Genomic DNA, 24783 nt, shown 5'->3' on the forward strand with positions numbered 1-24783 from the left:
ACCCGCAAGACCACCGACAGCCCAACGGCGCTCACCCGCTCGGGCTTCAGCCCTTGACGGCGCCGGTCAACATGCCCTTCTTGAAATGCCGCTGCACGAACGGCGACAACACCGCCACCGGCAACAACGCCAGCACCATGACAGCCATCTGCACCGCCAGCCCCGACAGCTCACCCGTCTTGATGGCCTGCCCCAGCCCCACAGGAGCCTCCTGCTTCTGCACGAGCTGGATCATGACGTTCTGCAGCGGCATCATGTCCTGATCGTTGAGATACAGAGACGCGTTGAACCACGCGCTCCAGTACCCGACGGCGTAGAACAGGGTGATGACGGCGATCACCGCACGGGACAGCGGCATGACGATCTGCCGCAGGATGCGGAAGTCCCCCGCCCCGTCGATCCGCGCGGAGTCGATCAGTTCCTGCGAGATCCCCATGAAGAACCCGCGCAGAACAAGGATGTTGAAGACGCTCACCGCGCTCGGCAGGATCAGCGCGAGATAGGTGTCGGTCAGCCCCAGCGACTGCACCAGCAGATACGTCGGAATGAGGCCGGCGCTGAAGAACATCGTGGCCAGCAGGACCATCAGGATCCACCGGTGCCCGAGCGACCCGGTGCGCGAGAGCCCGTACGCGCACAGCACGGACACGGTCATGGAGAACAGCGTGCCGACGAGGGTGACGAGGACGCTGATGACCGCCGCGCGCGTCACCTGTCCGCCGCTCAGCAGCTCCTGGTAGGCCACGAAGGTGATGTCCTTCGGCACCATCACCAGCCCGCCGGCCTCGTCGATCGTCCTGCGCGAGGACAGGCTGGTGACGACGACGATCCACAGCGGGAACAGGATCGCGAGGCAGGCCAGCGCCAGGATCAGCCCCTTGGCCGCCAGGCCGGCCGGTGTGGGCTTCTCCTCCCACACCGGCCGGGGAGGGGCCTGCCACCAGCGGGGCGCGGCGGCGGCCTCGACGGTGGGCTTGTCGATGACGGCGGTCACTTCTTGTACACCCCCTGCTCGCCCATGAGATGGGCGACCTTGTTCGCGACGAGGACCAGGCCGAGACTGACGACGCCCTTGATGAGCCCGGCGGCGGCCGCGTAGCCGAAGTCCTGGTTGCGGACGCCGTTCCACCACACGAAGGTGTCGAGGACCTCGGACGCCCCGGGCCCGACGGCGTCGCGCTGGAGCAGGATCTGTTCGAAGCCGACGGTGAGCGCGTCGCCCACGCGCAGGACGAGCAGCAGCGCGATCACGGGGCGCAGCGCGGGCAGCGTGACGTGCCACATGCGGCGCCAGCGGTTGGCGCCGTCCATCGCGGCGGCCTCGTACAGGTCCGTCGGCACGGACGCCAGCGCGGCGAGGAAGACGATGATCCCCCAGCCGGCGTCCTTCCAGACGGACTGTGCGGTGACCAGGTACTTGAAGGTCTCCGGGTCGGTCATGATGTCGAGGCCGTCGTAGCCGTGCTGCCGCAGCAGCTGGGAGAGCAGGCCCGCACCGCCGAACAGCTGCTGGAAGACGGCGATGACCAGCACCCAGGAGAAGAAGTGCGGCAGGTAGAGGATCGCCTGGGAGACCGCCCGCAGCCGGGGCCTGACCACGCTGTTGATCAGCAGGGCGAGCAGGATCGGGATGGGGAAGTAGAGCAGCAGTTGCAGGAAGAACAGCACCAGGGTGTTGGTGACCGCGTTCCAGAAGTCCGAGTCGTCGAAGATCCGCTGGAAGTTCTCCAGGCCCACCCAGGGACTGTTCAGCATCGACACGACGCCGTTGTCGCTGATGTAGGGGTCGTAGTCCTGGAAGGCGACGATGTTGCCGAGGATCGGGACGTAGTTGAACAGCAGGACCAGGGCGACGGCCGGCAGGGTCATCAGGAGCAGCACGCGGTCGCGTCTGAGGCGGAGCCGCAGGCTCAGCTTCCCCGAGGATCGTGTCCGCCGGGGGCCGGTGGCGCGGTCGGGCGCCACCGGGTCCTTCTCGGTCGTTGCGGCCTCGGCCCTGCTCCGAGGCACCGTGCTGTGGGACACGGCTGTTCTCCCTTGCCTCAGTGCCAGGTCAGCCCGCCGCCGAGCCGTTCTCGTCGAGGATCTTCCGGTACCAGTCGCGCAGCTTGTCGCCGCCCTTGCTCTTCCAGTCGGAGACGGCCTGCTGCATGTCGCTGATCTTCTTGCGGCCGCGGACGATGTCGTCCTCCAGCTGCTCGAAGTTGCTGGAGAGGTTGGCGTAGCGGGAGGGCTCGGTGATCTGCATGCCGTAGAAGGAGGACTTCTTGGTGAAGGCGCCCATGCGCTGCTGCCATTCGACCTGGCCCCTGGCGACCTCGGGGAAGTCGGGGTGCGCGATGGTGGGAGCGGGGCTCGCGACCATCACGTAGGCGTTGAGCACCTCGTTGTTGCCCTGGTCGGTCTTGGTGGGGACGCCGCCCTTGACGGTGTAGTGGGTGCCCTCCACGCCGTAGTTGGTCATCATGTATTCCTTGGTGCCGTACGGCGCGGCGGTGACGTTGGCGACGGCCAGCACGTCACGGATCACGGACTCCGAGGCCTTCTTGTTGACGAAGGCGAAGATGCCGGCGGGCTGTTCGGCCCACAGGGTGGGGTCGCCGCCGTCGTGGCCGTACACGTCCATGCCCCAGATCTCGAACTCGGGGTTCTGGGTGGCCTGTTCGGCGGTGCGGCCCCACCACTGCGAGATGTTCTGGGCGTAGATCAGGAACTCGCCCTTGGCGAACTTGGGGCCCGGGTCGGGGGCGTTCTTGCCGAACTGGGAGTCGGGGTGGACGACTCCGGCGGCGAAGAGCTTGCGCGACCACTCCAGCGCTTCCAGGAACTCCTCGGTCTCGACGCGGTTGATCAGCTTGCCGTCGACGAGGTTCCAGCCGAGCGGCTTCTCGCTGCCGGAGAGCACGCCGAACATCTGGAACGCGGTCCACTTCATGTCCAGGCAGGCCCAGCGCTTGGCCCGGGCGTTGGTGATGTCCTTGGCGAGGGCCAGGAACTCGTCCGCGGAACGCGGGACTTCGTAGCCCTCCTTCTCGAAGATGTCGCGGCGGTAGAGGGGCACGATGCCGGTGACCGCCGGCGCCGGCTGCGGCAGGCCCAGCAGCTTGCCGCCGAAGATGGAGCGACGCCAGGCGTCCGTCGGGATGGCCGCGAGGTTCGGGAACTCCTTGACCGCGTCACCGGAGAGGTAGGGGCCGAGGTCGGCGAACTTGCTGATGATGGCGGTGGGTATGCGGCCGTTCATGTTCCAGCCGGGGACCACGACCACGTCGGGGACCTCGCTGGAGGCGAGGACCGCGCCGAGCTTCTGCTCGTAGGTGTTGCCGTCCTGGTTCTGCCAGCGTACGTCGACGCCGATGAGGTCGTTCATGCCGCGGTAGTAGGCGTTGTCCGCCTTCGGGGGCGAGCCCCAGAACGGCGACATGATGGTGACCTGGCCGCCCTTGCCGAGCTTCTTGGGCACCGAGGTCTTCAGACCGGCGATGTCGAGCTTGCCGGTGAAGCCGACGGCGGAGCCGTTCTTGGCGGGGATGTCCGGCACGACGACGTTGCTGGCGACGTAGGCCGGAAGGATCTTCTTGGCGTCCTTGCCGGAGGTGGTGCCGTCGCGGGAGCCGCCGTCGGAGCCGCCGCAGGCGGCGAGCAGCGGCATCCCCCCGGCCACCGCCACGGTGGCCACCGCGGTGGAGGCGAGGAAGCTTCTCCGGCTGGGGGCGGAGGAAGCGGCGTTCGGCGTCATTGCGTCAACCCTTCGTGGCGCACCAGGACACCCGGCGGTTCAGCCGTCGGCTGCGGTGTCTTCAGTGGAACTGGCTGAGCGGAAGCGGTTCTGCGGGCCTGCGGGCCCCTCTTCGTCGAAGCGCTTCGATGTTGCTGCGAGGTTAAGTGAACGCCGGAGGGCGCACAAGGGGCGCTCCCAAGATTCCTGCCCGGTGGGCCGCTGCACGGGAGGTCTTACGGTGCCTGGGCAGGCGGAGCCGATGCCGTGAGACGTCTTGACACCGGCCCCCGGATCGAATGAGCATCGAAGCGCTTCGAAAGGAACTCGTCGTTCCATCCCGAGGGGAACCCCAAGTGACCGCAGCCACGCCGCCCGTCCTGCCGTTCCGCGATCCGCGACTGCCGTTCGCGAAGCGCGTCGACGATCTGCTGTCGCGGCTGACGCTCGACGAGAAGGTGTCGTTCCTGCACCAGTTCGTCCCCGCGGTGGAGCGGCTCGGTGTCGCCGCGTTCCGCACCGGCCAGGAGGCGCTGCACGGGGTCGCCTGGATGGGCCCGGCGACGGTGTTCCCGCAGGCGGTGGGGCTCGGCGCGACCTGGAACGAGGACCTCGTACGCCGTGTCGGCGAGGCGGTGTCGCAGGAGGTCAGGGCGATGCGCGCCCGCGACGAACGGGTCGGCCTGAACGTGTGGGCGCCGGTGGTGAACCTGCTGCGCCACCCCCTGTGGGGCCGCAACGAGGAGGGCTACTCCGAGGACCCCAAGCTCACCTCCGCCATCGCCACCGCCTACACGCACGGCCTGCGCGGCACGGACCCGCTGTACTGGCGCACCGCCCCGGTGCTCAAGCACTGGCTGGCCCACAACAACGAGACCGCGCGGGACACCTCGTCGTCCTCGGTGCGTCCGCGGGTGCTGCACGAGTACGACCTGCGGGCCTTCCGTGAGACGGTCGAGGCGGGCGCGGTGGCCGGGGTGATGCCGGCCTACAACCTGGTCAACGGCCGCCCCAACCACGTCTCGCCGTATCTGCGCGAGCATCTGCGCGCCTGGACCGAGGAGGACCTGCTGGTCTGCTCGGATGCGGGCGCGCCCTCCAACCTGGTGGACTCCGAGCACTACTTCGACACCCACGAGGAGGCGACGGCGGCCTCGGTCCTGGCCGGCGTCGACAGCTTCACCGACCACGGCACGGACTCCTCGACGATCCTCGCCCGCGTGCGAGGAGCCCTGGAGCAGGGTCTTTTGACCGAGGCGGACATCGACACGGCCGTACGCCGCCAGCTGTCGGTCCGTTTCCGGCTCGGCGAGTTCGACGGCCCCGACGCCTACGACGCCCCGGGCGCCTTCGACACCCCCGGGCACCGCGACCTCGCCCGGGAAGCGGCCGAGCAGGCGATCGTGCTGCTGAAGAACGACGGCGTGCTGCCGCTCGCCCCCGACAGCCGGATCGCGGTCGTCGGTCTGCTCGCCGACGAGTGCAAGCTCGACTGGTACAGCGGCACGCTGATCCACCGCTCCACCCCGCTGGAGGGCCTGTACGAGCGGTTCGGCGCGGAGCGGGTGCGGTTCGCCGAGGGCGTGGACCGGGTGCTGCTCAAGGCGGCCGACGGGCGTTTCCTGCGCGTGCCGGAGGCCGTCGGGGTCGCGGAGGAGGTCCCCGGCGCCGAGGGCGCCCTGGACCCGGCGCTGCTGGCGGGCCGCACCGATCTGCCGCCGCTGACGGCCGACGCCGAGGGCACCGAACTGGCCCTCGTCGACTGGGGCGAGGGCGTGCTCACGCTGCGCGCGCCCGACGGCCGCCACCTCTCGGTCGCCGACGACGGCTTCCTGCGCGCCTCCGCCGACCAGCCCGGCGGCTGGATCGTGCAGGAGACGTTCCGGCTCGAACCCCATGGACAGGGCCACCTCCTCCGGCACCTGGGGACAGGGCGCCATGTGTCCGTCGCCGCAGACGGCGTGAAGGTTGCCGAGGAGTCCGCGCCGCACGGAGAGGTCTTCGAGCTGGTCGTCGTCGAGAGGGGCGAGGACGCCGTCGCCCGGGTCGCGGCCGACGCGGACGTGGTGGTGGTCGTCGCGGGCAACGACCCGCACATCAACGGCCGCGAGACCGAGGACCGTACGACGCTGCGGCTGCCCGGCCACCAGCGCCGGCTGCTGCGCGCCGCCCGCGCCGCCAACCCCCGCACGGTCCTGGCGCTGGTCTCCGCCTACCCCTACGCGGTCGAGCCGGGCCCCCTCGCGGCCGTGCTGTGGACCGCGCACGGCGGCCAGGCGGCGGGCACCGCGCTGGCCCGGGTGCTGGCCGGTGACGTCTCCCCCGCCGGGCGCCTGCCGCAGACCTGGTACGGCCGCGACGCCGACCTGCCGGACCTGCTCGACTACGACGTGATCGGCAGCCGCCAGACCTATCTCTACTTCGAGGGCGTGCCGCTGTTCCCGTTCGGCCACGGACTGACGTACACGACGTTCGCGTACGGCGACCTGAGCGCACGCGTCTCGGCCGACCTGGTGGAGGTGTCCTTCAGCGTCACCAACACGGGCGACAGAGCCGCCGACGAGGTCGCCCAGCTGTACGTCCGCGCGGCCGCCCCGTCGGTCGTCCGGCCGCGCCGGCAGCTGGTCGCGCACCGCAGGGTGACCCTGGCGCCCGGGGAGCGGAAGGACCTCGCATTCGCCGTGCCGCTCGCGGAGTTCGGCTTCTGGGACGTGGCCCTGGGCCAGTGGCGGGTCGAGCCGGGCCCGTACGACCTTCTGGCCGGTGCCTCCAGCGCGGACATCCGGATGCGTACGACGGTGACGCTCGACGGCGAGCCCACGGGGCCGCGCCCGGTACGCGAACGGGGCCTTCCCGCGGCCGACTTCGACGAGCAGGGCGGCACCGGGATCGTCGACCGCGGCAAGGTGTCCGGCGACGCGGTGACGGCCGTGGCGGGCGGCACGGGCGAACTCGTCTACCGCGACTGCGACTTCGGCCCCGGTGTCACCGGGGTGCGCGCCGAGGTCGCGGGCGAGGGCACGCTGGAGGTGTTCCTGGACGGCGGTCCGGTGCTGGCCGTCCTGACGCCGCAAACACCTACGTCAGGGCCGTACGACTACGTCGTCCTCGACGCGGCTCTGGTCACCGAGGGCGTCCATGACGTCCACCTCAGACTGCGCGGTCCGCTGCGGCTCGCGCATGTCGGCTTCTCCGGTTGAGGGTCCGGACGAGGCCGGCAGGTAGGCCGACGGCCTGAGCCCCCGCACAGTGGGCTCAGGCCGTCGGTGTCTGTGGATCCGGCTCAGAGGGCCAGACCGGTCAGGACCAGGACGCGCTCGTAGGTGTAGTCGTCCATGGCGTACTTGACGCCCTCGCGGCCCACACCGGACTGCTTGGCGCCGCCGTAGGGCATCTGGTCGGCGCGGTAGGAGGGGACGTCGCCGACGATGACGCCGCCGACCTCCAGGGCGCGGTGGGCGCGGAAGGCGGTCTGCAGGTCGTGGGTGAACACACCCGCCTGGAGGCCGAACTTGGAGTCGTTGACCGCGGCGAACGCCTCGGCCTCGCCGTCGACCTTGTGCAGGGTGAGGACCGGGCCGAAGACCTCCTCGGTGGCGAGGGTGACGCCCTCGGGCACATCGGCGAGCACGGTCGGGGCGACGGTGGCGCCCTCACGGGTGCCGCCGGTCAGGAGCTTGGCGCCGGCGGCGACGGCCTCGTTCACCCAGGCCTCGACGCGCTGGGCGGCGTCCTCGCTGACCAGCGGGCCGACGTCGGTGGAGTCGGCGGCCGGGTCGCCCACGCCCTGCGCCTCGACGGCCGCGACGACCTTCTCGGCCAGGCGGTCGTAGACGGAGGCGTCGGCGATCACGCGCTGCACGGAGATGCAGGACTGGCCGGCCTGGTAGTTGGAGAAGGTGGCGATCCGGGTCGCCGCCCAGTCCAGGTCCGCCTCGGAGGACCAGTCGCCGAGCACGACGGCGGCGGCGTTGCCGCCCAGCTCCAGCGTGCAGTGCTTGTGCGGCACCGACTGCTGGATGGCGTAGCCGACCTTGTCGGAACCGGTGAAGGAGATCACCGGCAGGCGCTCGTCCTGGACCAGGGCGGGCATCGACTCGTTGAGGACCGGCAGCACGGACCAGGAACCGGCCGGCAGGTCGGTCTCGGCGAGCAGCTCACCGAGGATCAGGCCGGACAGCGGGGTGGCGGGGGCCGGCTTGAGGATGATCGGCGCGCCGACCGCGATGGCCGGGGCGATCTTGTGGGCGCACAGGTTCAGCGGGAAGTTGAACGGCGCGATGCCGAGGACGACGCCCTTGGGGAAGCGGCGGGTCAGGCCCAGGCGGCCGACGCCGCCGGCGTCGGTGTCCAGGCGCTGGGCCTCGCCGCCGTTGAAGCGGCGGGCCTCCTCGGCCGCGAAGCGGAAGACGGACACGGCACGGCCGACCTCGCCGCGCGCCCACTTGATCGGCTTGCCGTTCTCGGCGGAGATCAGCTGGGCGATCTCCTCGGTGCGCTCGGCCAGCCGCTTGGAGACGTGGTCGAGGGCGGCGGCGCGTACGTGGGCCGGGGTGGCGGCGAACTCGTCGAGGACCGCGTGCGCGGCGGCGACGGCCTCCTCGACCTGGGCCTCGGTCGGGACGCTGACCTTGCCGACGAGACGGCCGTCGTACGGGTTCGTCACGTCGAAGGTGTCGGTGCCGGTGGCCTGGCGGCCGGCGAGCCAGAAGGCGTGGGTGGCGGTCATTCGAGTCCCGGCCCTTCCGCGTAGAGGTGTGCTTGTCGGCTCTACCGTAGGTGGGGGGCGTGAGCGGCGGGCTTGTCCGATTCGTAGCAGTCGGGGGTCGGCGTACGCCGGTTTGGACTTCTACTCGGGTGCGGTCGCCTTCAGCGCGAGCCACAGCTCCATCCGTACGTCCGGATCGTCCAGGGAGCGGCCGAGGATCTCCTCCACGCGCCGCATCCGGTAGCGCAGGGTGTGCCGGTGCACGCCGAGGTCGGCGGCGGCCGCGTCCCACTGGCCGTGCCGGGACAGCCAGGCCCGCAGGGAGGCGACGAGGTCGCCGCGGCCGGTGGCGTCGTGGTCGTGCAGGGCCCGCAGCAGCCCGTCGGCGAACGCCTTCACGGCGTCGTCGGCGAGCAGCGGCAGCACGGACCCGGCGGCGAGCTGCTCGTGCTCGACGAGGACGCGCCCGCGGCGGCGGGCCACGCTCAGCGCCTGCTCGGCCTGCTTGTAGGCGGCCGCCGCGGCGATCGGCCCGGCGGGCGCGGACAGTCCGACGACCAGCTCCTCCTCGTCCCCGGGCGCCTGGTCCCGTACGCCGCCCCGTGCGGCCTCGTGCTCGGCGGCGTACTCCAGGCACGCGCCCGCCGCGGCGCCCTCGTCCGCGGCCAGCACCACCAGGCGCTCTCCCTCGGGCACCACCAGCACGGCCTCGCCCGCGCGGGCGGCGGCCGACTCCACCAGCTCGGTGAGCGTGTCGAGGCGGCCCCCGGAAGGCGCCACGCTCTCGGCGAGGACGATCCGGAACGGCGCGTCCAGCAGCCCCCCGTACAGGTCACCCGCGACCGCGCGGGCATGGTCGGGTTCCCCGGCGAGCAGCATGCGCAGCACGGCCGCGCCGATCCGCTGCTCGGCGGCGTGCAGCGAGCGGGAGCGTTCGGTGGTGAGGGTGAGCAGGGCGATGGCGGAGTGGACGGCGTAGCGCTCGGCGGTGCCGAGGGCGGCAGCGGTACCGACGGCGAGGGCGGCGCGGGGGCGGCGGCCGGTGCCGATGGAGTGCAGCTCGACCCGGTCCTCGTGCTCGGGCCCGCCCACCACGGAGCTGGCGGGCGCGGGCCGCTCGCGCAGCCGCTCCACGTCGGCGGTGAGCCGGGCGGCGCGGCGGCCCGCCCAGTCCGGCGCGGCGGCCACGACCGCGCCCGAGGCGTCGTACAGCGCGGCCCACCCGTCGACCTGCGCGGCGAGCGCGCCGAGCAGCCCTTCGGGGCCCTCGCCGAGTGCCTGCTTGGTCAGTTCGCGCTGGGCGGCGAAGCCCGCGGTGACCGCCCGGTACTGGTCGGCGGCGATGGCGGCGGAGACTGCCTTGGTGATGGCGAGGAACGGGGTGCGGCGGGGCACCTCCAGCAGGGGCAGGCCCTCCTGCGCGCAGGCGTCGACGAGCGCCTTGGGGATCTCGTCGTAGTTGACGCCGACGGCGAACCCGAGCCCGACGACCCCCGCCCCGACCAGCCGCCGCACATACCGCCGCATCGCCTCGGGCTCCTCGGCGTCCAGCTTCAGCGCGGTGACCAGCAGCAGCTCGCCGCCCTCCATGTAGGGCACGGGATCGGCGAGCTCACTGACGTGCGCCCAGCGCACGGGCACGTCCAGACGGCCCTCGCCCGCCCGCACGGTCAGCTTGAGCGCGGAGTGGTGGACGAGCGAGGCGAGCGTGGGGGGCATGAGGCCTTCAGATCTAGGGGGACGCGAGCGTCCAGGAGACACGAGCGAGGCGCACGATCACTTGGCCGCCGTGTATGAACGACCACCTTCGATTCTGCCTCACCGTACGGTCCGGCCCCACCCGTGGACCCTCAGTTCCGCAGATCCACCAGCAACGGCGGCGCGTGCTCCCCCTTCACCGTCGTCAGCGACAACACGGCATGCCCCGGCGGCACCGCATGCGCCAGCTCGGACGCCGACCAGCGCTCCCGCTCGACCTGGCGGACGGTGACGGCCCGCGCGGTGGGCGCCTTGCCGGTGATCACCCGGCGCAGCATGTGCACGGCCTTGCCGGCCGGGGTCTCGGCGATGATCTGCCGGTCGGTGACGTCCCGGGCCTCGGTCCACTCCTTGCCCCACACCTCGGCGAAGTCCTGGCCGTCCCAGGGGGTGAGCCCGGACAGCGCCATCCGGCAGCCGGTGGCCCCGAGCAGCGGGCCGCGCAGCGGACGCGGTACGTCGTCGAGGGTGCGCAGGGTCAGCACGACCCCGGCGTTGGCCGACCGCAGCCGCTGGATGCCGCGCACCGCCTCGGGCGTGACGACCCCGGTGGCGTCGTCCAGCACCAGACAGGCGAACAGCGACCTGTCCTCCCGTACGGTCACGCTCGCCGTGAACTGGGCCAGCACCAGCCGGGCCAGCATCCGCGAGGCGTCGGCGTGGCCGCGCTCGGGCAGGTCGACCCGGACCCGGACGGGGTGGTCGAGGGCCTTGAGGGAGAAGGGCCGGGACTGGCCGGAGGTGTCGAAGAAGCCCGCGAAGGCGGGGCGGTCGAGCAGCGCGATCCGGTCCGTGAGAGCCCCGCCCGGGTCGCCCGGCTGCCCCGCCTGCCGCTCGCGCGCGTCCAGCTCCCGCAGCAGGGAGTCCTGTCCCTGCTCCCGCAGCGCCTCGCGCAGCTCGGCGAGGGGTCCCGGGTCGCCGTCCAGGAGCCGGCGCAGCTCGGGGACGCCGGGGAAGCGGCCGTGCACGGCCCGGAACGGCCCGAGGAGCTGGGCAAGGACGGTGGTGGCACGGCGGACCTCGTCGAGGTCCCCCACCAGCGCTTCGGCCAGTATGGCGGCCGCCTCGTCGGGGTCGCCGGTGCCGCCGTACAGGTCGAGGTCGTAGACGGAGTCCGGGTTGCCGATGCGTACGACGACGTCGAAGGCGTCGGCCGGACCCAGCCCGGCGCCCGCCGCGCCGACCGCGACGACGGCCGTGCGCCCGGCCAGCGCCTGCAGGCACAGCGACTCGGTGAGCGGCCGCGCCAGGCTCCCCGTCTTGCCGGAGCCGGCCGGGCCGACGGCGACCAGCGAGGTGCCGAGCAGATCCGGGCCGAGGCCGAGGCCGGTGCCGCGGTAGGAGTACGGGTTGCGGGGGTCGTCGGCGGTGGTGCCGAGCCGCACCTGTCCGGTGACCAGGTCGTGCCGGGCGAGCCGCGCGGGCAGGTCGCGCTCCCCGGAAGGGTGCAGACACGCGGCGGCGCCGTCCTTGAGCACGGCCCCGGTGAACGTGGCGAGGCTGAACCGGCCGGTCCGCACGCCCTGCCAGGCCCGCACGATCCGGGCGTGGTCCACGTCCCGCATCAGCCCCGTCCTGGCCTCGGCGGCCAGCCGCTCGGCGGCGTCGACGGCCCCGGCGGCCCGCAGGGCGGGCCATTCGGCGGGGTCCTGCTCGGGCGGCGGCGGGGGCGGGGTGCTCTCGCGGCGCCTGAGGTGCGGGGCGACGAGGCGCCGCCACACTTCACCCCAGCGACCGAGCCGGCCCATGCCGATGACGATCCCCAGGGCGACCACGACGTACCAGGCCCAGCCGAAGACCACCCGGCTGTACGAATTGGGGTCCGTCCATGACGTCGTCATGGCGTCCAGGGGAAGCAGCCACCAGCCGCCGAGGTATCCGTTCCACAGCAGCGACCAGATCAGCCAGCCCACCAGCAGTGCGATGACCGCCCCGCCGATCAGCTGCCGGGCCGGGATCTCCTCGGGCTCCTGCGCCGAGCGCGGCTTGTGCCCGAACCGCCACACCCCCGGCGCCGCCTCCGGCCTGGGCGTCCGCAGCCAGGTCAGGAACGCCGACCCGTCCGGCCTGGGCGGTACCGCCGGCATCGGCGGGGGCCCCGCCGGACGCGGCACCGGATTGGCCTGTGTGCCCCGTGCGTCCTGCGTGCCGTCGCCGTTCATCGCCCTTGCCCCCTGGCCAGCCGCTCGGTCCATCATCAGCGGTCAATCTAACGCCCTCCCAGGGGGAGTTCACCGGTACGCGCCAGGCGTCGCCGCCGGCCTCGCTCGCAGGGCTATGTCCATGACGGACAAGGGGCGGCCGCGAAAACGCCCACATGGAGCATGCCCACCCCTCCGCACCGGGCCTAGCCTGCGACAAAAGAAGGAAAGCGTCCGTAAAGACGTCCGTAAGACCCCACAGGAGCCCTCATGACCGCACTTCCGCAGGAGCGCCGCGTCGTCACCGCCATCCCCGGCCCGAAGTCGCAGGAGCTGCAGGCCCGCCGCCTCGCCGCGGTGGCGCAGGGCGTGGGCTCGGTGCTGCCCGTGTTCACCGCGCGCGCGGGCGGCGGCATCATCGAGGACGTCGACGGCAACCGCCTGATCGACTTCGGCTCCGGCATCGCCGTGACCTCCGTCGGCGCCTCCGCCGAGGCCGTCGTGCGCCGCGCGAGCGCCCAGCTCGCCGACTTCACCCACACCTGTTTCATGGTCACCCCCTACGAGGGCTACGTGGAGGTCGCCGAGGCCCTCGCCGAGCTCACCCCGGGTGACCACGCCAAGAAGACCGCCCTGTTCAACTCCGGCGCCGAGGCCGTCGAGAACGCCGTCAAGATCGCGCGTGCGTACACCAAGCGCCAGGCCGTCGTCGTCTTCGACCACGGCTACCACGGCCGGACGAACCTGACGATGGCGCTGACCGCGAAGAACATGCCGTACAAGCACGGCTTCGGTCCGTTCGCGCCCGAGGTCTACCGCGTGCCGGTGGCGTACGGCTACCGCTGGCCGACCGGCCCGGAGAACGCGGGCCCCGAGGCCGCCAAGCAGGCCATCGACCAGATCAGCAAGCAGGTCGGCGCCGAGAACGTCGCCGCGATCATCATCGAGCCGGTCCTCGGCGAGGGCGGCTTCATCGAGCCGGCCAAGGGCTTCCTGCCGGAGATCGTGAAGTTCGCCAACGACAACGGCATCGTGTTCGTGGCGGACGAGATCCAGTCCGGCTTCTGCCGCACCGGCCAGTGGTTCGCCTGCGAGGACGAGGGCATCGTCCCGGACCTGATCACCACCGCCAAGGGCATCGCCGGCGGTCTGCCGCTGGCCGCGGTGACCGGCCGCGCCGAGATCATGGACGCCGCCCACGCCGGCGGCCTGGGCGGTACCTACGGCGGCAACCCGGTCGCCTGCGCCGGTGCGCTCGGCTCCATCGAGACGATGAAGGAGCTGGACCTCAACGCCAAGGCGAAGAACATCGAGGCGATCATGAAGGCGCGCCTCGGCGCCATGGCCGAGAAGTTCGACATCATCGGCGACATCCGTGGCCGTGGCGCCATGATCGCCATCGAGCTGGTCAAGGACCGCGCCACCAAGGAGCCGAACCCGGAGGCGACCGCCGCGCTCGCCAAGGCCTGCCACGCCGAGGGCCTGCTGGTCCTGACCTGTGGCACCTACGGCAACGTGCTGCGCTTCCTGCCCCCGCTGGTCATCGGCGACGACCTGCTGAACGAGGGTCTGGACATCATCGAGCAGGCGTTCGCACGCATCTGAGCGACTGATCCGCACCTCTGACGGCCGCCTGCGGCAGACGTGTGAAGAACGTGTGGGGGGTGGATGGCAGGATGCTGTTCCTGCTGTCCACCCCCCACCTCCTGTCGTAGGTTCTTCCCAGATGAGAGATACACCCCGCTCGCAGGGTCCTGCGGGCGAACCCAGGCCGGGGCCTCCCCAGCTTCGACCTGGTCGTGCCCTCGCGCACACACACGGAGCCTCTGGCTCCGGATCTCCTCACCGATCGGACGGTCGCTCGCCCCAGACCCCCCGGGGCGCGCGACATTCCGATCAGTTCGGCCGTCCCGGAACCACCCCCCCTGTTCCGGGACGGCCGACCTTTTTCCTCCCCCTGCTGCTTCTTCTTCTCCTGCCCGTGCTCCTCTTCACGCTGAGCACCTGGCAGGTCGTCGCCGACGGGCCGCTGCTGCGTCTGGACGAACGCCTCAGCCGTGCCCTGGTCCACCCGGACCGCGCCTCGGAGCTCCTCGCCGACCTCGGGAGCGTGCCCGTGGCCGTCCCGGTGCTGGCGGTGGCCGCGGTGTATGCGGCCTGGCGCGCGCGTGGCTCCGGTACGGACCGTCCGTGGCTGCCGTTCGTCGCCGCGGGCCTACTGATGGCCCTGGTCCCGGCGATCGTCGTCCCCGTCAAGGAGCTGACCGACCGCCCGGGCACCTCGGCCATGCCGCCCGGCACCGGCTACTTCCCGTCCGGCCACACAGCGACGGCCGCCGTCGCCTACGGGACGGCGGCCCTGCTGCTCCTGCCGTGGCTCACGCGCGCGTACGCCCGCCGGACGGTGGTCGCGCTCGCGGCCCTCCTCGTCCTCGGCACCTCGTACGGCCTCGTCCGGCGCGGCTACCACTGGCCGCTGGACGTGGTGGCGAGCTGGTGCCTGTCGACGGCTCTGCTGACCGTGTACGTCGGCCTCGTCCTCGTCCTCAGCCGAAGTAGCCGTCGAAGGTCCGCTGGAACTCCCAGTTCGCGTACCGGTCCCAGTTGACCGACCACGTCATCAGGCCGCGCAGCGTCGGCCAGGTGCCGTGGGTGGTGTACGAGCCGCAGTTCAGCTTCTTCGTCAGGCAGTCGAGGGTCTTCACGACCTCGGCGGGAGCCACGTGTCCGTTGCCCGCGTTCACCGAGGCCGGCATGCCGATGGCGACCTGGTCGGGGCGCAGCGGCGGGAAGACGTTGTTCGGGTCGCCGGCGACCGGGAAGCCGGTGAGGAGCATGTCGGTCATGGCGATGTGGAAGTCGGCGCCGCCCATGGAGTGGTACTGGTTGTCCAGGCCCATGACCGGGCCGGAGTTGTAGTCCTGGACGTGCAGCAGCGTCAGGTCGTCGCGCAGGGCGTGGATCACCGGGAGGTACGCCCCCGCGCGCGGGTCCTGGCCGCCCCACTTGCCGGTGCCGTAGTACTGGTACCCGAGCTGCACGAAGAAGGTCTCCGGGGCCATGCTGAGGACGAACTTCGAGCCGTACTTGGCCTTCAGGGTCTTCAGGGCGGAGATCAGGTTGACGATCACCGGGGTCCTCGGGTTCCTGAAGTCGGTGTCGTCGGCGTTCAGGGACAGCGAGTGGCCCTCGAAGTCGATGTCCAGGCCGTCGAGGCCGTACTCGTCGATGATCCTCGAGACGGACGCCACGAAGGTGTCGCGGGCGGCGGTGGTGGTGAGCTGCACCTGGCCGTTCTGGCCGCCGATGGAGATCAGCACCTTCTTGCCGGCGGCCTGCCTGGCCCTGATCGCGGCCTTGAAGTCGGCGTCGCTCTCCACGTTCGGGCACTCGGTGACCGGGCAGCGGTCGAACCGTATGTCGCCGGAGGTGACGGAGGTGGGTTCGCCGAAGGCGAGGTCGATGACGTCCCAGCTGTCGGGCACGTCGGCCAGGCGGGTGTAGCCGGAGCCGTTGGCGAAGGTGGTGTGGAGGTAGCCGACCAGGGCGTGGGGCGGCAGGTCCGAGGAACCTCCGCCGCTCGGGGCGGTCGTGGCGGTGACGGTCGCCGAACGGGCGGACTCCCCGGCGTCGTTGAGGGCCGTGACCTGGAACGCGTAGGCGGTGGACGGGGTCAGGCCGGTGACCGTGGCGGAGGTGCCGGTGACGGTCTGGACTCGCGCGCCGTCGCGGTAGACCGCGTAGCTCGTGGCGCCGGTGACGGCCGTCCAGGACAGGGCGACGCCGGAGGAGGTGATCGTGCCGGTGCGCCGGCCGGTCGGGGCCGCGGGCGGCTGGGTCGGGGCCGCTCCGGGGCCGGTGAGGGAGATGTCGTCGGCGTGGTACGCGCCGGTGCCGTACCAGCCGTGGGTGTAGATCGTGACGCGCGTGGTGGACGGGCCGGTGCGGAACGTGGTCGTCAACTTCTGCCAGTCGGGGGCGGACTGGGTCCAGGCCGAGACGTCCGTCGTGCCGGTGCCGCTCGCGCCGAGGTACACGTACGCGCCGCGGACGTGGCCGGACAGCCTGTACTGAGCGTCCGGCTGCACGGTCACCGTCTGGGCGCAGCGGGCGTTGTCGCTGCCGGCCGGGGTCGCCTGCAGCGCGCGTGTGCCGCTGTGCACGGGTGAGGTGACGGTCGTACCCGCTGTGCAGGTCCAGCCGTCGAGGCCCGCCTCGAAGCCGCCGTTGCGGGCCAGGTCCGCGTCGGCCGCACGGGCGGCCGACGACAGCGCGGTGATACCGGGTACGGCCAGTGCCGTCGCCGCGACGAGAGCGACCAAGGGTCTGGTGCGGTCCACAAGTGCCTCCGGACATGGGGGAGATGGGGAGGGGTGGAGCGCGCCCAGCTTGGTCCAGACCAATTGAGTGGTCAAGACCTCCGGCGGCTAGGGCCTGTCTTCCGGATCAGGCCGGCTGCGAGGCGCTTCCGCCTCCTGGCCGGGTCGAGCGGGGTCTGGTGCGTGCAGCTGCAAGGCGGAGGAGGGCGTCGACGCGATGGGGGTCCGCCCGCTCGAGCGAAGCCGAGAGTGGGGGAGTCGGCGAGTGACGACAACGCGGCTGGGGGTCCCCCCACGCCCTTAAGGCAGTGGGGGAGTGCGTGCCAGACCCCGCGACGTCGGCATGATCCGGAAGACAGGCCCTAGCCGTCCCTGTCCCCCTCCTCCCTCGCCAGCCCCGCCGCCGCCTCGTGCATCGCCAGTTCCAGCAGCGCCGGGTCGGTGAGCGTGCCCGATCCGTCCGGCGGCACCAGCCAGCGCACCCCGCCGGTGGCGCGGCCCGGGTAGGGCACCACGATCCAGGTGCCGGCGCCGGCCGTGCGGATGCCCGTGCCGACCCAGCGGGCGGCCGTGCCCGGGGGCACCAGGAAGCCCATGCGGTTGTCGCCGAAGTCGACCAGGACCGGGCCCGGTCGGTCGAGGATGCGGGTCAGCACGTCGAGGGTGGGATAGCCCAGCTCGCCCGGCAGGATCAGCACGTCCCAGGCCTTGCCCGCGGGCAGCAGGGCGACCCCCATGGGGCTGCGTTCCCACTCCCAGCGGCAGGCGTCGGGGTCGGGTGCCACGGACGCCAGCCACTCCACCGCAGTCTTCGCGCCAGCCATGAAAAGACCTCCCTCTCGCTCGGGGACGCGGTCGCGTCATGAGGGAGAGGGAGGTCGGCGCCGAGCATTACGCGACTTCGGACAGCTTTCTCACAGAACCTCAGCTGTCGAAGCCCAGCCCCAGCCGGTCCATCGTCCGCAGCCACAGATTCCGCCGGCCGCCATGGGCGTCCGCGCGGGCCAGCGACCACTTGGTCAGGGCGATACCGGTCCAGGCGAACGGCTCCGGCGGGAACGGCAGCGGCTTGCGCCGCACCATCTCCAGCTCCGTCCGCTCGGTCCGCTCCCCCGCCAGCAGGTCCAGCATCACATCGGCGCCGAAGCGGGTCGCGCCCACCCCGAGACCGGTGAAGCCCGCCGCGTACGCCACCTTGCCCTGATGCGCGGTGCCGAAGAACGCCGAGAAGCGCGAGCAGGTGTCGATGGCCCCGCCCCACGCGTGCGTGAAGCGCAGGCCCTCCAGCTGCGGGAAGCAGGTGAAGAAGTGCTCGGCCAGCTTGGCGTAGGTCTCCGGCCGGTCGTCGTACTCGGCGCGCACCCGGCCGCCGTAGGGGTAGACCGCGTCGTAACCGCCCCACAGGATGCGGTTGTCGGCGCTGAGCCGGAAGTAGTGGAACTGGTTGGCGCTGTCCCCGAGCCCCTGCCGGCCCCGCCAGCCCACCGAGGCGAGCTGCTCCTCGCCGAGCGGCTCGGTCATCAGGGCGTAGTCGTAGACCGGCACGGTGTACGCCCGCACCCGCTTGACCAGGTTGGGGAAGATGTTCGTGCCGAGGGCGACCTGGCGGGCGCGGACCTGCCCGTAGGGGGTGGTGACCGCCATGCCGGCGCCGTACGGCTTCAACGTCAGGGCGGGCGTGTGCTCGTACACCCGCACACCGAGCTCGACGCAGGCACGCTTGAGGCCCCACACCAGCTTGGCCGGGTTGAGCATGGCCACGCCGCGGCGGTCGTACAGGCCCGCCTGGAAGGTGGGCGAGTTCACCTGCTCCCGCACCGCGTCGGCGTCCAGGAACTCGACGCCGTCGGCGAGGCCCTTTCGCTCCATCTCCTCGTACCAGTCGCGCAGTTCCCACGCCTGGTACGTCTCGGTGGCCACGTCGATCTCGCCGGTGCGCTCGAAGTCGCAGTCCAAGGAGTGGCGGGCGACCGCCTTCTCGATCTCGTCGAGGTTGCGGGCGCCCAGCTCCTCCAACTTGTGGATCTCGTCCGGCCAGCGGGTGAGCCCGTTGGGCAGACCGTGGGTGAGGGAGGCGGCGCAGAAGCCGCCGTTGCGGCCCGAGGCGGCCCAGCCCACCTCGCGGCCCTCCAGCAGTACGACGTCCCGCTGCGGGTCGCGCTCCTTGGCGAGCAGCGCGGTCCACAGCCCGCTGTAGCCGCCGCCCACGACCAGCAGGTCGCAGGTCTCGGCTCCGGTGAGGGCGGGCTCGGGGCGGGGCCTGCCGGGGTCGTCCAGCCAGTACGGGACCGGCTGGGCGTCGGAAAGTGCCTTGATCGAATTACTGCCACGGCTCATGGCGCTTGGGGCCATGATTTCAACTCCCTACGACTGCGCTTACGCCTTTTGCTTGGTGCGGCGATTGCTGATGACCATTGAGGTCAGGACGAACAGGACGGCGATGACGAACATGGCCGTGCCGATGACATTGATCTGGACGGGAGTTCCGCGCTGCGCCGAGCCCCAGACGAACATGGGGAAGGTGACGGTCGAGCCCGCGTTGAAATTGGTGATGATGAAATCGTCGAAGGACAGCGCGAAGGCGAGCAGCGCGCCCGCGGCGATTCCGGGTGCCGCGATGGGCAGCGTGACCCTGACGAAGGTCTGGAACGGGCCGGCGTAGAGATCCTGGGCGGCCTGCTCCAGCCTCGGGTCCATCGACATGACACGCGCCTTCACGGCCGTCACGACGAAGCTGAGGCAGAACATGATGTGGGCGATCAGGATCGTCCAGAAGCCCAGCTGGACGCCCATGTTGAGGAACAGGGTGAGCAGCGAGGCGGCCATGACGACCTCGGGCATCGCCATCGGCATGAAGATCAGCGAGTTGACCGCGCCGCGCGCCCGGAACCGGTAGCGGACCAGCGCGAAGGCGATCATCGTGCCGAGGGCGGTCGCGCCCAGCGTCGCCCAGAAGGCGATCTGCAGGCTGAGCGTGAGCGAGCTGCACATGCCCACCACACCGCACGGGTCGGTCCAGGCGTCGGTGGAGAATTTCTGCCACTCGTAGTTGAAGCGGCCCTTCGGGTCGTTGAAGGAGAACACCGTCACGACGACGTTGGGCAGCAGCAGATATCCGAGCGTGAAAAGGCCCGCGATGACGACGAGTTTGCTCTTGAGCCAGTTGACGAAGGCCATTTAAACCAGATCCTCCGTGCCGGACTTGCGGATGTACAGCGACACCATGACGAGGATCGCGAACATCAGGATGAAGGACAGTGCCGCCGCCGTCGGGTAGTCGAGAATCCGCAGGAACTGCGACTGGATGACGTTGCCGATCATGCGGGTGTCGGTGGAGCCGAGCAGGTCGGCGTTGACGTAGTCACCGGCGGCCGGGATGAAGGTCAGCAGGGTGCCGGAGACGACACCCGGCATCGACAGCGGGAAGGTGACCTTGCGGAAGGTGGTGGAGGGCCTGGCGTACAGGTCGTTCGCCGCCTCGTGCAGCCGGGGGTCGATGCGCTCCAGCGAGGTGTACAGCGGAAGGATCATGAACGGCAGGAAGTTGTACGTCAGACCGCACACCACCGCCAGCGGGGTGGCCAGCACACGGTCGCCCGCGGTCATGCCGAGCCAGCTGGTGACGTCCAGGACGTGCAGCGAGTTCAGCGCGCCGACCACCGGGCCGCCGTCCGCGAGGATCGTCTTCCAGGCCAGGGTGCGGATCAGGAAGCTGGTGAAGAACGGCGCGATCACCAGGATCATGATCAGGTTCCGCCAGCGGCCGGCCCGGAAGGCGATCAGATACGCCAGCGGGTAGCCGAGCAGCAGACACAGGACCGTCGCCGAGCCCGCGTACAGCACCGAGCGCAGGAACTGCGGGTAGTACTCGGTCAGCGCGTCCCAGTAGGTCGCGAAGTGCCAGGTGACCTCGTAGCCCTGCTCCAGGGAGCCGGTCTGCACGGAGGTGGACGCCTGGTAGATCATCGGCAGTGCGAAGAACACCACCAGCCAGGCCAGTCCGGGCAGCAGCAGGAGGTACGGCGTCCAGCGGCCGCGCTTGCGCGGGGGCTTCTTCTCGGGCGCCGGCGCCAGCGGCGGGGGCGCGTCGGTGAGGGTGGCTGCCATCAGACCGCCTCTTCCTCGGTGCCCGCGGAGCCCACTGTCCCAGCAAGCAGGGACTGAGCGGCGTCGAGACCGAAGGTGTGCGCCGGGCTCCAGTGCAGGACGACCTCGGCGCCGGGGACCAGCCGGGCGTCGCGGTCGACGTTCTGGACGTAGACCGCCAGCTCGGAGCAGACCGGGCTGTCGACGACGTACTGCGTGGAGACGCCGATGAAGCTCGCGTCGGCGATCGTGCCGGTGACCCGGTTGCGGCCGTCCGGGATCTCTCCGGCGTCGTCGGCGTGCGTCAGGGAGATCTTCTCGGGGCGTACGCCGACCAGCACCTTGCCGCCGGTCGTGGTGGGCGCGGAACATCGCGCCTCGGGCAGGACGAGCTTGCCGCCGCCCGCCTTCAGGACGATGTCGTCGCCGCTCCGGGAGTCGACCTCGGCCTCGATGAGGTTGGAGGTGCCGAGGAAGTTCGCGACGAAGGTGGTGCTCGGGTTCTCGTACAGGTCGGCGGGGGCGCCGAGCTGCTCGACGCGGCCCGCGTTCATCACCGCGACCTGGTCGGCCATGGTCATGGCCTCCTCCTGGTCGTGGGTGACGTGCACGAAGGTGATGCCGACCTCGGTCTGGATGCGCTTGAGCTCCAGCTGCATCTGGCGGCGCAGCTTGAGGTCGAGGGCGCCGAGGGGCTCGTCGAGGAGCAGCACCTTGGGGTGGTTGATCAGCGCGCGGGCGACCGCGACGCGCTGCTGCTGGCCACCGGAGAGCTGGTGCGGCTTCTTGCGGGCCTGCTCGCCGAGCTGGACCAGCTCCAGCATGTCGTCGACCTGCTTCTTCACGCTCTTGATGCCGCGCCGGCGCAGGCCGAAGGCGACGTTCTCGAAGATGTCGAGGTGCGGGAAGAGGGCGTAGGACTGGAAGACCGTGTTGACGGGCCGTTTGTACGGCGGCAGGTGCGTGACGTCCTGCTCGCCGAGGGAGACGGTGCCCGTGGTGGGCTCCTCCAGGCCGGCGATCATGCGCAGGGTGGTGGTCTTGCCGCAGCCGGAGGCGCCGAGGAGGGCGAAGAAGGAGCCCTGCGGCACGGTCAGGTCCAGCGGGTGCACGGCGGTGAAGCCGTTGTCGTACGTCTTGCTGATGCCCGAGAGGCGGACGTCACCGGTGTTGTCGTTCTTGTTCGTCACGTCGATCACGCCCCAGTCAGCTTCGCGAACTTCTCTTCAAAGGCCGTCTCTTCCTTCGAGCTCAGCGAGCGGAAGGCACGGGACTTCTTGGCCATGGCCTTGTCGGGGATGATCAGCGGGTTGTTCGCCGCATCCTCGTCGAGCTTCGCCAGCTCTTCCTTCACGCCGTCGACGGGACAGACGTAGTTGATGTACGCGGCGAGTTCGGCGGCCGCCTTCGGCTCGTAGTAGTAGTCGATGAGCCGTTCGGCGTTCGTCTTGTGACGGGCCTTGTTGGGGACCAGCAGGTTGTCGGTCGAGGTGATGTAGCCGCTGTCCGGGATGATGAAGTCGATGTCCGGGCTGTCCGCCTTCAGCTGGACGACGTCCCCGGCCCACGCGATACAGGCCGCGAAGTCGCCGCTGGTGAGGTCGGAGGTGTAGTCGTTGCCGGTGAAGCGGCGGATCTGGCCCTTGTCGACGGCCTTCTGCATGCGGGCGATGGCCGCGTCGAAGTCGTCGGCGGTGAAGGTGCCGGGGTCCTTGCCCATGTCGAGCAGGGTCATGCCGACGCTGTCGCGCATCTCCGACAGGAAGCCGACCCGGCCCTTGAGCTTGGGGTTGTCCAGCAGGTCGGAGACCGTCTTCACCTCGACGCCGTCCAGCGCCTTCTTGTTGTACGCGATGACGGTGGAGATGCCCTGCCATACGTAGGAGTAGGCGCGGCCCGGGTCCCAGTCGGGGGTGCGGAACTGGGAGGAGAGGTTGGCGTAGGCGTGCGGCAGATTGGCCGGGTCCAGTTTCTGGACCCACCCGAGGCGGATCAGTCGGGCCGCGAGCCAGTCGGTGACGCAGATCAGGTCGCGGCCGGTGTCCTGGCCGGCCGCGAGCTGCGGCTTGATCTTGCCGAAGAACTCGACGTTGTCGTTGATGTCCTCGGTGTACTTGACCTTGATACCGGTCCGCTCGGTGAACGCGTCGAGCGTGGGGTGGTGCTTCTCGCTCTCGTCGACGTCCATGTACTCGGTCCAGTTGGAGAAGCTGACGGTCTTCTCCTTCGCCGAGCGGTCCTCGGCGGACACGCCGCCCTGCGTGTTGCCCGCGGCGGGGATGCCGCAGGCACTGAGCGTCCCCAGACCGCCGACCGCGAGCGCGCCGCCGGCGGAGGCGCGCAGCAGGGAACGGCGGCTGAGGGAGGCCCTGCCGTTGCGGAGGCTGCGCCGCATGGCGGCCACTTGGGCCGGGGACAGGCGGTCGGGCTCGTACTGCTCCATGCGCTTGGTGCCCTTTCGGGAGGTCGTCGGCCACTGGTCGGGCGGCCTGGTTCTGCTATCGGTCCCCGAAGATCGTGCGGTGCCAGTCCTTGCGGGCGACCGCCGTGTTGTCGAACATGACGTGCTTGATCTGGGTGTACTCCTCGAACGAGTACGCCGACATGTCCTTGCCGAAGCCGGACGCCTTGTAACCGCCGTGCGGCATCTCGCTGATGATCGGGATGTGGTCGTTGACCCACACGCAGCCCGCCTTGATCTCGCGGGTGGCGCGGCCCGCCCGGTAGACGTCCCGGCTCCAGGCGGAGGCGGCGAGTCCGTACGGGGTGTCGTTGGCGAGCGCGATGCCCTCGTCGTCTGTGTCGAAGGGCAGCACGACCAGGACCGGCCCGAAGATCTCCGACTGGACGATCTCGCTGTCCTGGGCGGCGTCGGCGACGAGCGTAGGCCGGTAGTAGGCCCCCTTGGCAAGGTCCCCTTCGGGAATCTCGCCGCCGGTCACCACGCGCGCGTAGCCCCGCGCCCGGTCGACGAAGGCGGCGACCCGGTCGCGCTGCACATGGGAGACGAGCGGGCCGAGGTCGGTGCCCGGGGCGAAGGGGTCGCCGAGCCGGACGGTGTCCATGAGGGCGGCGGTGCGGGTCACGAACTCGTCGTACAGCGGGCGCTGCACATACGCGCGCGTGGCGGCGGTGCAGTCCTGCCCGGTGTTGATGAGGGCGCCCGCGACCGCGCCGTGGACGGCGGCCTCCAGGTCGGCGTCGTCGAAGACGACGAAGGGTGCCTTGCCGCCGAGCTCCAGGTGGATGCGCTTGACGGTCGCGGTGGCGACCTCGGCGACGCGCTTGCCGACCGCGGTGGAGCCGGTGAAGGAGGTCATGGCCACGTCCGGGTGGCCGACCAGGTGCTCGCCGGCCACCTTCCCGGTGCCGGTGACGACGTTGACGACGCCGTCCGGGATACCCGCCGCGGTGCACGCCTCGGCGAACAGCAGCGAGGTCAGCGGGGTGATCTCGGCGGGCTTGAGCACGATGGTGTTGCCCGCGGCGATCGCCGGGAGGATCTTCCAGGCGGCCATCTGGAGGGGGTAGTTCCAGGGGGCGATCGAGCCGACGACACCGATGGGCTCGCGCCGCACGTACGACGTGTGGTCGCCCGAGTACTCACCGGCGGACTGCCCCTGAAGGTGCCGGGCCGCGCCCGCGAAGAAGGCGGCGTTGTCGATGGTCCCGGGGACGTCGAACTCGCGGGTCAGCTTCAGCGGCTTGCCGCACTGGAGGGACTCGGCGCGGGCGAAGTCATCGGCGCGCTCGGCGAGCACCGCGGCCAGCCGGTGCAGCGCGTCGGAGCGCTCGCCCGGAGTGGCTGCCGCCCATCCGGGGAAGGCGGCCCGCGCCGCGGCGACGGCGGCGTCGACGTCGTCGGTGCCGGCCAGCTCGTAGCTGAGGACCGTCTCACCGGTGGCCGGGTCGACGACCGCGTGGGTCTCGCCCGAGGTGCCCTGGGTGAAGCGGCCCGCGATGTACTGCGCGCCGGCCGCGAACCGCTCCTGGGCCGGGAATCGTTCCGGGGTGGTGGTGCCCGGGTTGTGCATGTCGCTCTCCTCCGCCTTC

Annotated in this window: 17 protein-coding genes; 3 read left to right on the top strand and 14 right to left on the bottom strand. The window is 70.9% G+C overall.

Annotated features, from left to right (window positions below; translation table 11 throughout):
- Positions 1-46: 46 nt before the first annotated feature.
- From RKD23_RS10805 to RKD23_RS10815, 3 genes are read right to left on the bottom strand one after another with little or no spacing between them, the layout of a single operon-like run.
- Positions 47-994 (bottom strand): carbohydrate ABC transporter permease, encoded by a 948-nt coding sequence (locus RKD23_RS10805; RefSeq protein WP_424853494.1) that lies wholly within the window; start codon positions 992-994, stop codon positions 47-49.
- The gene (locus RKD23_RS10810; protein ID WP_424853495.1) at positions 991-2025 is read right to left on the bottom strand and encodes an ABC transporter permease; all 1035 of its coding nucleotides are present in this window, start codon (positions 2023-2025) and stop codon (positions 991-993) included. The genes RKD23_RS10805 and RKD23_RS10810 overlap by 4 nt, the downstream gene beginning before the upstream one ends.
- A 28-nt stretch (positions 2026-2053) precedes the next feature.
- Positions 2054-3739 carry an extracellular solute-binding protein gene (locus tag RKD23_RS10815; RefSeq protein ID WP_424853496.1) on the bottom strand — a complete coding sequence of 562 codons (1686 nt, stop codon included), beginning with the start codon at positions 3737-3739 and terminating at the stop codon, positions 2054-2056.
- 335 nt (positions 3740-4074) lie between these two features.
- Between RKD23_RS10815 and RKD23_RS10820 the strand changes: the two genes are divergently transcribed.
- Positions 4075-6918 carry a glycoside hydrolase family 3 C-terminal domain-containing protein gene (locus tag RKD23_RS10820; protein ID WP_424853497.1) on the top strand — a complete coding sequence of 948 codons (2844 nt, stop codon included), beginning with the start codon at positions 4075-4077 and terminating at the stop codon, positions 6916-6918.
- 83 nt (positions 6919-7001) lie between these two features.
- On the opposite strand, the gene RKD23_RS10825 is transcribed toward RKD23_RS10820, so the two are convergent.
- The 3 genes from RKD23_RS10825 to RKD23_RS10835 form a co-directional block, all read right to left on the bottom strand.
- On the bottom strand, positions 7002-8447 hold the full coding sequence (locus RKD23_RS10825; RefSeq protein ID WP_404046528.1) for an aldehyde dehydrogenase family protein: 1446 nt from the start codon (positions 8445-8447) through the stop codon (positions 7002-7004).
- 120 nt (positions 8448-8567) lie between these two features.
- Positions 8568-10145: a PucR family transcriptional regulator gene (locus tag RKD23_RS10830; RefSeq protein ID WP_424853498.1), complete on the bottom strand. Its 1578-nt coding sequence runs from the start codon at positions 10143-10145 to the stop codon at positions 8568-8570.
- Positions 10146-10276: 131 nt separating this feature from the next.
- Positions 10277-12346: an ATP-binding protein gene (locus RKD23_RS10835; protein WP_424853499.1), complete on the bottom strand. Its 2070-nt coding sequence runs from the start codon at positions 12344-12346 to the stop codon at positions 10277-10279.
- A gap of 249 nt (positions 12347-12595) precedes the next feature.
- On the opposite strand from RKD23_RS10835, the gene gabT reads away from it, so the two are divergent.
- Together gabT and RKD23_RS10845 are read left to right on the top strand one after the other, a co-directional pair.
- A complete protein-coding gene (gabT, locus tag RKD23_RS10840) occupies positions 12596-13930 on the top strand; it encodes a 4-aminobutyrate--2-oxoglutarate transaminase (protein WP_424853500.1) in 1335 nt (444 codons plus the stop codon).
- A 121-nt stretch (positions 13931-14051) separates the two neighbouring features.
- On the top strand, positions 14052-14933 hold the full coding sequence (locus RKD23_RS10845) for a phosphatase PAP2 family protein (RefSeq protein ID WP_424853501.1): 882 nt from the start codon (positions 14052-14054) through the stop codon (positions 14931-14933).
- On the opposite strand, the gene RKD23_RS10850 is transcribed toward RKD23_RS10845, so the two are convergent.
- The 8 genes from RKD23_RS10850 to RKD23_RS10885 all read right to left on the bottom strand — a co-directional run bounded on the left by RKD23_RS10850 (position 14872) and on the right by RKD23_RS10885 (position 24764).
- Complete coding sequence (locus RKD23_RS10850; protein ID WP_424853502.1) at positions 14872-16665, bottom strand: chitinase; 1794 nt, start codon at positions 16663-16665, stop codon at positions 14872-14874. The two genes, RKD23_RS10845 and RKD23_RS10850, sit on opposite strands and share 62 nt — an antisense overlap.
- Before the next feature lie 341 nt (positions 16666-17006).
- A complete protein-coding gene (locus tag RKD23_RS10855) occupies positions 17007-17468 on the bottom strand; it encodes a hypothetical protein (protein WP_424853503.1) in 462 nt (153 codons plus the stop codon).
- 100 nt (positions 17469-17568) lie between these two features.
- On the bottom strand, positions 17569-18996 hold the full coding sequence (locus tag RKD23_RS10860; RefSeq protein ID WP_424853504.1) for an NAD(P)/FAD-dependent oxidoreductase: 1428 nt from the start codon (positions 18994-18996) through the stop codon (positions 17569-17571).
- Between the two features lie 24 nt (positions 18997-19020).
- On the bottom strand, positions 19021-19821 hold the full coding sequence (locus RKD23_RS10865) for an ABC transporter permease (RefSeq protein ID WP_424853505.1): 801 nt from the start codon (positions 19819-19821) through the stop codon (positions 19021-19023).
- Positions 19822-20751, bottom strand: a complete 930-nt coding sequence (locus RKD23_RS10870; protein WP_404046506.1) for an ABC transporter permease — start codon at positions 20749-20751, stop codon at positions 19822-19824.
- Positions 20751-21929, bottom strand: coding sequence for an ABC transporter ATP-binding protein (locus RKD23_RS10875; protein ID WP_424853506.1), 1179 nt, complete (start codon positions 21927-21929; stop codon positions 20751-20753). Before RKD23_RS10875 ends, RKD23_RS10870 begins: the two co-directional genes overlap by 1 nt.
- Positions 21926-23173 (bottom strand): polyamine ABC transporter substrate-binding protein, encoded by a 1248-nt coding sequence (locus tag RKD23_RS10880; RefSeq protein ID WP_424853507.1) that lies wholly within the window; start codon positions 23171-23173, stop codon positions 21926-21928. The genes RKD23_RS10875 and RKD23_RS10880 overlap by 4 nt, the downstream gene beginning before the upstream one ends.
- Before the next feature lie 55 nt (positions 23174-23228).
- Positions 23229-24764, bottom strand: a complete 1536-nt coding sequence (locus RKD23_RS10885; protein WP_424853508.1) for a gamma-aminobutyraldehyde dehydrogenase — start codon at positions 24762-24764, stop codon at positions 23229-23231.
- Between the last annotated feature and the right edge of the window lie 19 nt (positions 24765-24783).

It is taken from the genome of Streptomyces sp. SAI-170, from assembly GCF_049739565.1.
GTDB lineage: Bacteria > Actinomycetota > Actinomycetes > Streptomycetales > Streptomycetaceae > Streptomyces.

Coding starts and splice junctions, on each gene's coding strand:
- RKD23_RS10815 (WP_424853496.1), bottom strand. CDS start 3,739: ATGACGCCGAACGCCGCTTCCTCCGCCCCCAGCCGGAGAAGCTTCCTC.
- RKD23_RS10825 (WP_404046528.1), bottom strand. CDS start 8,447: ATGACCGCCACCCACGCCTTCTGGCTCGCCGGCCGCCAGGCCACCGGC.
- RKD23_RS10830 (WP_424853498.1), bottom strand. CDS start 10,145: ATGCCCCCCACGCTCGCCTCGCTCGTCCACCACTCCGCGCTCAAGCTG.
- RKD23_RS10835 (WP_424853499.1), bottom strand. CDS start 12,346: ATGAACGGCGACGGCACGCAGGACGCACGGGGCACACAGGCCAATCCG.
- gabT (WP_424853500.1), top strand. CDS start 12,596: ATGACCGCACTTCCGCAGGAGCGCCGCGTCGTCACCGCCATCCCCGGC.
- RKD23_RS10845 (WP_424853501.1), top strand. CDS start 14,052: ATGAGAGATACACCCCGCTCGCAGGGTCCTGCGGGCGAACCCAGGCCG.
- RKD23_RS10855 (WP_424853503.1), bottom strand. CDS start 17,468: ATGGCTGGCGCGAAGACTGCGGTGGAGTGGCTGGCGTCCGTGGCACCC.
- RKD23_RS10860 (WP_424853504.1), bottom strand. CDS start 18,996: ATGGCCCCAAGCGCCATGAGCCGTGGCAGTAATTCGATCAAGGCACTT.
- RKD23_RS10865 (WP_424853505.1), bottom strand. CDS start 19,821: ATGGCCTTCGTCAACTGGCTCAAGAGCAAACTCGTCGTCATCGCGGGC.
- RKD23_RS10870 (WP_404046506.1), bottom strand. CDS start 20,751: ATGGCAGCCACCCTCACCGACGCGCCCCCGCCGCTGGCGCCGGCGCCC.
- RKD23_RS10880 (WP_424853507.1), bottom strand. CDS start 23,173: ATGGAGCAGTACGAGCCCGACCGCCTGTCCCCGGCCCAAGTGGCCGCC.
- RKD23_RS10885 (WP_424853508.1), bottom strand. CDS start 24,764: ATGCACAACCCGGGCACCACCACCCCGGAACGATTCCCGGCCCAGGAG.